Raw genomic sequence first — 4,259 nt, 5'->3', positions numbered from 1 at the left:
GGCCAGCGGCACCCGCACCGCCTCCTTGAGGGCGGCCCGGTCGTCGAGATGGCGGCCGGTGCGGGTGCCGCTGGCCCGCAGCCCCTCGACGGTGCCCTCGAAGCAGACGGTGCCGCCCGCCGTTCCGGCGCCGGGGCCGAGGTCGACGACGTGGTCGGCGATCGCGATCGTCTCCGGCTCGTGCTCCACGACGAGCACCGTGTTGCCCTTGTCCCGCAGCCGTAGCAGTAGGTCGTTCATCCGCCGGATGTCATGGGGGTGCAGGCCCGTGGTGGGCTCGTCGAAGACGTAGGTGACGTCGGTGAGGGAGGAGCCGAGGTGGCGGATCATCTTGACGCGCTGCGCCTCGCCGCCCGACAGCGTGCCCGACGGCCGGTCGAGCGAGAGGTAGCCCAGCCCGATCTCCACGAACGAGTCGAGGGTCCGCCGCAGCGTGGCGAGCAGCGGCGCGACCGACGGCTCGTCGAGGCCGCGGACCCATTCGGCCAGGTCACTGATCTGCGTCGCGCAGGCGTCGGCGATGTTGATCCCTTTGATCCTGGAGGACCGAGCCGCCTCGCTGAGCCGGGTGCCGCCGCAGTCGGGACAGGCGGTGAAGGTGACCGCCCGGTCCACGAACGCCCGGATATGCGGCTGCAGCGCGTCGGGGTCCTTGGCGAGGAACGACTTCTGGACCTTGGGGACCAGCCCCTCGTAGGTGAGGTTGACACCGTTGACCTTCACCTTGGTCGGTTCCTTGTAGAGGAAGTCCCGGAGTTCCTTCTTCGTGTACTGGCGGATCGGCTTGTTCGGGTCGAGGAAGCCCGACTCGATGAAGATCCCCACCGTCCACCAGCCGTCCACCTTGTAGCCGGGAATGGTGATCGCGCCCTCGGCGAGCGACTTGGAGTCGTCGAAAAGCTGGGTGAGGTCGATCTCGGAGACCGTGCCCCGGCCTTCGCAGCGCGGGCACATGCCGCCGGCGCGGGTGTAGGTCTGTTTCACGGTCTTGGTCTTACCGGCACCGCGTTCGACCGTGACCGCGCCGGCCGCTCGGACCGAGGGAACGTTGAAGGAGAACGCGTTGGGCGAGCCGATGTGTGGCTCGCCGAGCCGGCTGAACAGGATGCGCAGCATCGCGTTCGCGTCGGTGGCGGTGCCGACCGTGGAGCGGGCGTCGGCTCCCATCCGCTGCTGGTCAACGATGATCGCGGTTGTCAGCCCTTCGAGTACGTCGACCTCGGGCCGCGCCAGCGTCGGCATGAAGCCCTGCACGAAGGCGCTGTACGTCTCGTTGATCAGCCGCTGCGACTCGGCGGCGATCGTGCCGAACACCAGCGAGCTCTTGCCCGAGCCGGAGACGCCGGTGAACACTGTCAGCCGGCGCTTCGGGATCTCGATGCTGACGTCCCTGAGGTTGTTCTCGCGCGCGCCGTGCACGCGGATCACATCGCTGCGGTCGGCAACGTGCGGCGCCGGCGACCGCGGGTCCGTCCTCGTGGCCGTGCTCATGGCCGTGCTCATGGCCGTGCTCATGGCCGTGCTCATCGTGTCTCCATCTGCCTGGTGCACGGGAGGTGCCTGGTGCACGGGAGGTGCCGTCGGGCCGGTCATGCTGCGATCGCCGGACGGCTCAGCGGAGCTCGTTGATGCGGATCAGGTTGCCCGCGGGATCGCGGGAGGCGCAGTCGCGAACGCCGTACGGCTGCTCGGTCGGCTCCTGGACGACCTCGGCGCCGCTGGCCGGCAGCCGCGCGAAGGTGCCGTCGAGGTCGGCGGTGGCCAGCGACGAGCAGCCGACCGCGAAACAGACCTCGGTGACACTCAGGTCGCCACGACGCAGCAGCGCCATCGCGCGCTCGATGCGCCGCGTCATCAGATAGGCGTACGGCGACTCGCCGTAGGCGAGCCGGAACTCGCGGCTGAGATGCCCGGCCGACATGTGCGCGCCGCGGGCGAGCGCCTCGACATCCAGCGGCCGCGCGTACTCCCGGTCGATCCGGTCGCGGACGCGGCGCAGCCGCGCGAGGTCGATCAGGCGCCGCGCCGCGACGGGTCTGCTCGTCACCTGCCAGATCGTGCCACATCGCGCCGAGCATGTGGACGGGCCGGGCCGGGCCGGGCAACGGACAGGTGAACGGTCCACTCCGCCGCGCCCTGGGTGGCGATGGGACCGTGCAGGTTCAGTACCGCGTCACGGATTCGCTCATGTGCTCTTCCTCGCTGCTGGAGTGGATGTGCCGACGGCGGGTCGTGGTTCGGTGAGCGTGGTTACGAGTTCGTCGATCAGATTCTCGTCAACGGGTTGGCTGGTGGCAAGCATCCGGTACCAGATGACGCCGAAGACGAGGTCAGCGGCGGTGCCAGGGGAAGGGACGGGTGGCAGCTCGCCGCGGGTCCGGGCCCGGTCGAGGATGATCCCGAGCGCGTCACGGCGGCGCTGCAAGAACGAGGAGCGGAACCGTCCCCGGAACTCCTCGTCGATCTGAGCGTGGGCCATCAGGGCGCGCAGTGCATCGGCTACCCGCTGGTCACGGCCCAGCCGGAAGCTAGACGTGAGGAAGGCACGCAGGTCGGCGGTGTAACTGCCCTCGTCCGGGATGGGCACGTGCAGGTCGGCCTTGGTGGCCAGCGCGTCAAGCAGCACGTCGGCCTTGGACGGCCACCAGCGGTAGATCGTCTGTTTGCCCGCGCCGGAGCGGGCCGCGATGCCCTCGATCGTCAAGCCTGCGTAACCAACCTCTCCCACGAGCTCGATCGCCGCGGCAAGGATGGCCAGCCGGCTCTCCTCGCTGCGCTTGCGTCCGGGTCGGACCGGGATGGGGTGGTCGGTCACGGAGTCATGCTATCGTCAATCCGATACGAGACGTAACGGTTCGATTTAGGAGATCACGTGAGCGAGCACAGCGCGCTGGTCGTCGGCGGAACGTCTGGGATCGGGTTGGCCACCGCCCGGCGGCTGCAAGCCCTTGGCGCAACGGTCCACGTTGTCGGCCGCGGCAAGCAGCGGCTCGATGACGTCGCGGCCAGCGACCCGGAGCTGATCGTCCACCGGGCGGACGGCGGCAACCGTGCCGAGATCAGCGCCGTCATCGAGACGATCGGCCGAATCGACTGGCTGATCATCAGCCTCAGTGGCAGCGAAGGTTCGGGATCTGTCGCTGACCTGGACTTCGACATGCTCCGCCGAGCCTTCGACGCGAAGTTCTGGGCTCACCTCACCACCATCCAGGCGGCTGTGCCGCACCTCACAGCGACCGGCTCCATCACGTTGCTCGGCGCGATCACCGCCCGCGCCGGAATGCCAGGAACCGCAGGCATCGCAGCCCTCAACGGCGCCGTCGAGGCCCTGGTCAAGCCGCTTGCTGTGGAACTCGCGCCGATCCGGGTCAACGGCGTCTCCCCCGGCCTGGTCGACACCCCCTGGTGGAGTGGCATACCCGACGAGGCCCGGAAGGCATACTTCGCCCAAGCCGCCCAGGCGCTCCCCACCCAGCGGATCGCGACCGCGGACGACATCGCCGAGGTCACCGTCGTCGCAGCCACCAACGCCAACCTCACCGGCACAGTCATCGAGACCGACGGCGGGGCCCGTCTCGTGTCGATGGGCTGACCAGCCTTCCAACCCGTCAGCGACGTCTTCTGCCGACAGCCCCGCGTGCAACGCGTCCAGCAGGCGCGGGGCAGCACCAGCGCGATCCCGTCAGCGGTGGTTGGTCAGCAGCCGCTTGACCACCTGGTTGGACGGGCCGGCCTGGATGGTGCCCAGCTCCCGCAGCACGGCCCGCGACCAGCCATCGGGAAGATCGCCGGCCGCCGTGTCACCGCTCCGCAGGACGATGCGCGCGACGTTCTCGTTCGCCCGGTCGGCGGTCCGCACCTGGCCCGCCGTCGCTGGGCACGGTGGCACCCGCGCGGCTCGCCGTGAGGGGAGGTATCAGGTGATCGGCGGGATCGAGCGAGTACCCGAGTCCCTCGATCTGTGCCTTCGACACGACGCGGGCCGCTCCGAGCAACGGTGGATGTAGTTCCGGACGCATCGGTTCGCCTGGTGACCGGGGCGCGGCCGGCCCGCGGGTTTCTTGTCAGGAACCGGGGCCGCTGCGCTGGCCGCCGTGGTGGCGGGAAAATCTGGGCCGCGGCCGTCCGGGACGCCGGTGTCACTGTGATGCCTTCCCGAGCTCGGGAGTCAGGATGGCGCGGGGACCGCTGACAGGCGCTGGTGATTGTTGCTTCGAGCACGCGGGTCAGACTCTTCCGAGGCCTGTGGTCCCTCCGGG

The 4,259-nt window shown here is 69.5% G+C and carries 5 protein-coding genes; 1 reads left to right on the top strand and 4 read right to left on the bottom strand.

What is annotated here, in order from left to right; genetic code table 11:
* From AC08OX_RS15430 to AC08OX_RS15420, 3 genes are all read right to left on the bottom strand, one after another.
* Positions 1-1,491, bottom strand: a 1,491-nt coding sequence (locus AC08OX_RS15430; protein WP_476608452.1) for an excinuclease ABC subunit UvrA, incomplete at its 3' end; no start/stop codon positions are given.
* 121 nt (positions 1,492-1,612) lie between these two features.
* Positions 1,613-2,047 (bottom strand): helix-turn-helix domain-containing protein, encoded by a 435-nt coding sequence (locus AC08OX_RS15425; RefSeq protein ID WP_476608451.1) that lies wholly within the window; start codon positions 2,045-2,047, stop codon positions 1,613-1,615.
* 138 nt (positions 2,048-2,185) lie between these two features.
* Positions 2,186-2,815, bottom strand: coding sequence for a TetR/AcrR family transcriptional regulator (locus AC08OX_RS15420; RefSeq protein WP_476608450.1), 630 nt, complete (start codon positions 2,813-2,815; stop codon positions 2,186-2,188).
* Between the two features lie 57 nt (positions 2,816-2,872).
* On the opposite strand from AC08OX_RS15420, the gene AC08OX_RS15415 reads away from it, so the two are divergent.
* Complete coding sequence (locus AC08OX_RS15415) at positions 2,873-3,592, top strand: SDR family oxidoreductase (protein ID WP_476608449.1); 720 nt, start codon at positions 2,873-2,875, stop codon at positions 3,590-3,592.
* Positions 3,593-3,682: 90 nt separating this feature from the next.
* Here the strand turns inward: AC08OX_RS15415 and AC08OX_RS15410 are convergent, their stop codons facing one another.
* Positions 3,683-3,859 (bottom strand): hypothetical protein, encoded by a 177-nt coding sequence (locus tag AC08OX_RS15410; protein WP_157493378.1) that lies wholly within the window; start codon positions 3,857-3,859, stop codon positions 3,683-3,685.
* Between the last annotated feature and the right edge of the window lie 400 nt (positions 3,860-4,259).

The sequence above is a fragment of the Frankia sp. CoBUL1 genome (genome assembly GCF_978021245.1).
Note: the sequence above shows the minus strand (reverse complement) of the source record. Positions and strands in the feature narration are given on the sequence as shown.